The 3,248-nt window shown below is 69.0% G+C and carries 3 protein-coding genes; 2 read left to right on the top strand and 1 reads right to left on the bottom strand.

Annotated features, from left to right (window positions below; genetic code table 11):
- Positions 1-112: 112 nt before the first annotated feature.
- Complete coding sequence (locus ACFWUR_RS29620) at positions 113-703, bottom strand: TetR/AcrR family transcriptional regulator (RefSeq protein ID WP_378911234.1); 591 nt, start codon at positions 701-703, stop codon at positions 113-115.
- 73 nt (positions 704-776) lie between these two features.
- On the opposite strand from ACFWUR_RS29620, the gene ACFWUR_RS29615 reads away from it, so the two are divergent.
- A complete protein-coding gene (locus tag ACFWUR_RS29615; protein ID WP_378911232.1) occupies positions 777-2,252 on the top strand; it encodes an ABC-F family ATP-binding cassette domain-containing protein in 1,476 nt (491 codons plus the stop codon).
- A complete protein-coding gene (locus ACFWUR_RS29610) occupies positions 2,245-3,090 on the top strand; it encodes a virginiamycin B lyase (RefSeq protein WP_378911231.1) in 846 nt (281 codons plus the stop codon). Before ACFWUR_RS29615 ends, ACFWUR_RS29610 begins: the two co-directional genes overlap by 8 nt.
- Positions 3,091-3,248: the final 158 nt, after the last annotated feature.

Genomic DNA, 3,248 nt, shown 5'->3' with positions numbered 1-3,248 from the left:
TGCCGAACGTCCACAGGCCGAGCCCGAAGTCGGGTGGCATCACCTGCAGTGTCGAGGCGACCGCGGCGATAGCGTTGGACATGCGGGTGGTCGACTCGGGGCGCGACTCGATTCAGGTAGCGATCGGCATTCTCGCCAGTGCGGCCGCGACGTCGGCGGCGCGGCGCGCCTGGTCGGTGGTGACCGGTTCGTGGGTGATGAACAGCCGGTGGAACAGCGGAGCGACGGCGAGCTGGACGATCTCGACCGCGTCGACTTCCGGCTCGACCTCACCGCGGACGACGGCCCGCTCCACGATGGCCGCCGCGTCGCGGTGGCGCGCGGCGTAGAAGGTGCGCAGCGCGGCGGCGGCATCGGGGTGTTGCATCCCCGCGGCAATGAAAGCTGTTGCCACCGTCCCTGATTCGGGATCGGCGAAGCCGGCGCGCACCAGTTCGGTGAGCGCGCGCAGGTCGCCGGTGAGGGTGCCGGTATCCGGAATCGGCCACGGCTGTTGCGCGGCGCGCTCGAGCGCGTCGGCGACGAGGCCTTCCGGGCCGCGCCAGCGCCGGTAGACGGTGGTCTTGTGGACCCCGGCCCGCTGGGCGACGGCATCCACGGTGAGGCCCTGATACCCGTGCGTGGCGAGTTCTGCCGTGGTCGCGTCCAGCACGGCTTCCCTGACCCGGGCGCTGCGTCCGCCGGGACGTCGTTGCGGTTCCAAAAAACAACTCCTGTTGCGTTAGGGGGTCTCGCTGTGTAGGTTAAAGCTACACGAGTTGCGATTGGAGCACTGTTTGACCACTCAACTGACTGTGCGCGGGGTCTCGAAGTCCTATGCGGACCGTCCCGTGCTCGACACCGTCTCGGCCACCGTCCGGCCCGGCGAGCGCGTCGGCATCGTCGGCGAGAACGGCTCGGGCAAATCGACACTCCTGCGCCTGTTGGCCGGGCTCGATCACCCGGACGCCGGCTCGATCACCGTCCACGCCGACGGTGGGATCGGGCACCTCGCCCAGACCGTTTCCGGCGAAACAGTCGGCGCGGCAATCGAACTGGCGCTGGCCGAACTGCGCGAGCTGGAACGGGGCATGCAGGCCGCCGCCGAAACGCAGGATATGCACCGCTACGGCGAATTGCTCGCCCGCTTCGAGGCGCGCGACGGCTACGCCGCCGATGCCAGGGTGGACGCGTCGATGCACGGACTGGGGCTGGTCGGCATCGACCGCCACCGTCGGCTCGACAGCCTGTCCGGCGGGGAGCGCGCCCGGCTCGGGCTGGCCTGTCTGCTCGCCGCCTCCCCGGAAGTCATGTTGCTCGACGAACCGACCAACCACCTCGACGAAACCGCGCTGACCTGGCTGGAGAATCGTCTGCGCACCCACCAGGGCACCGTGGTGCTGGTCTCGCACGACCGGTTCTTCCTCGATCGAGTGGTCACCGCTGTCATCGAGGTCGCCGACGGCACGCTGACCCGATTCGGTGGCGGCTACACCGGATTCCTGACCGAGAAGGCTGCCGCGCGCATCCGCTGGGAACAGGCCTACGCGCAGTGGCGCGGCGAGATCGCGCGCTTGGAGGAGTTCGCGACGAACACTGCTCAGCAGGTCGCGCCGGGGCGCGCGATGACCGACAACAACAAGATGGCCTACGACCGCAATGCCGGGCGGGTGCAGAGTTCGGTCGCCTCGCGGGTGCGCAATACCGCCGAGCGGTTGCGCCGCCTGCGCGAGGACCCGGTGCCGGCCCCGCCCGAGCCGCTGCGGTTCCGTGGACGGTTCAGGGCGGGAACGGGCGCGGAATTGACCTTCGGGCCGCTGACCCTCGGACCCCGCGAGCGGCTGCTGATCCACGGCCCCAACGGCGCGGGGAAGTCGACACTGCTCGACGAGATCCACGCCTCGGCACCGAGCCGGGTCGGCTACCTGCGCCAGGACGAATGTTTCGATCCACATCGAAGTGTCACCGACACCTACGGATTCGGGCGCGAGGCGTTGATCGCGACCGGGTTGTTCGCCCCCGATCTGCTCGACCGCGAGGTCGGCACCCTCTCGGAAGGCCAGCGGCGCAGGCTCGCACTGGCGCGCGTGCTCGCCGGTGAACACGACCTGCTGCTGTTGGACGAGCCGACCAACCACCTGTCGCTGACCTTGGTCGACGAGATGGAACGGGCGCTGAACGAATACCGGGGTGCGGTGGTCGTGGTGTCACACGACCGGGCCCTGCGCCGTCGTTTCCGGGGAATTCAGAAGGGAATCGAGAACTTTGGCTGAAATAGTGCAGGTACTGGACGTGCCGGGGGCGCCGTACGGGGTTGTCGTCGGGCCCGACGATGCGCTGTGGTTCACCCTGGTCGCGCAGGGCGTGATCGGACGATACGGACAGGGAAAGGTGCGAACCTTTCCGCTCGAACAGTCCGACGGACAACCGACAGTGATCATCGCCGGCGCCGACGACGCGTTGTGGTTCACCGAGTTCCACGGGGGCAGGCTCGGGCGGATCACCACCGAGGGAAGCGTCACGAGTACGGACATGGAGGGCCCGTACGGCGCGTGCATCGGGTCCGACCAGGCGCTCTGGTTCACCGAGCTACAAGCGGGTCGGGTAGGGCGTCGTGCCGCGGACGGCACGCTCACCCGCGTCGACGTCGACGGTATGCCCTCGATGATCACCTCGGGACCCGATGGGGCACTGTGGGTCACGGTGAATCAGGGCAACGCGATCGCCCGCGTCGACCACGACCTCGCAGCCCGGATCCACCCCCTCCCCACAGCCGCGGCTGGACCGGTGGGAATCACCGCGGGCCCCGACGACGCTCTGTGGTTCACCGAGATCGGCACCGGAGCCATCGGTCGCATCGACCTCGACGGCGACGTCACCGAATTCTCCCTCCCGGATGCCGCGGCTCGACCGCACGCGATCGTGGCGGGCCCCGACGGTGCCCTGTGGTTCACCGAGTGGGCGAGCGGCCGACTGGGCAGAATCACGACCGGCGGCGAGATCACCCACCTGGATCTACCGGGCGCGGAACCGCACGGACTCACCGTCGACGCCGCCGGATACCTGTGGGTGGCGATGGAATCCGGTGCGCTGGTCCAGGTTTCGCTGTAACGGTGGCCGGGCCGGTGTCGTCGCGGGCGTGCGGCGATCCAACCTAGGGCGTGGTGAGCGCCTTGACCACCGCGGTGCCGAAGCCGAGGTCGTTGCTGGTCGGCATGCTGGTGTAGGTGCCACCCGTTCGATCGGCGAGGGTCTGCAGCGTTTGGGTG

The organism is Nocardia sp. NPDC058633 (assembly GCF_042717045.1).
In the GTDB taxonomy this organism is placed as follows: Bacteria; Actinomycetota; Actinomycetes; order Mycobacteriales; family Mycobacteriaceae; genus Nocardia.
Note: the sequence above shows the minus strand (reverse complement) of the source record. Positions and strands in the feature narration are given on the sequence as shown.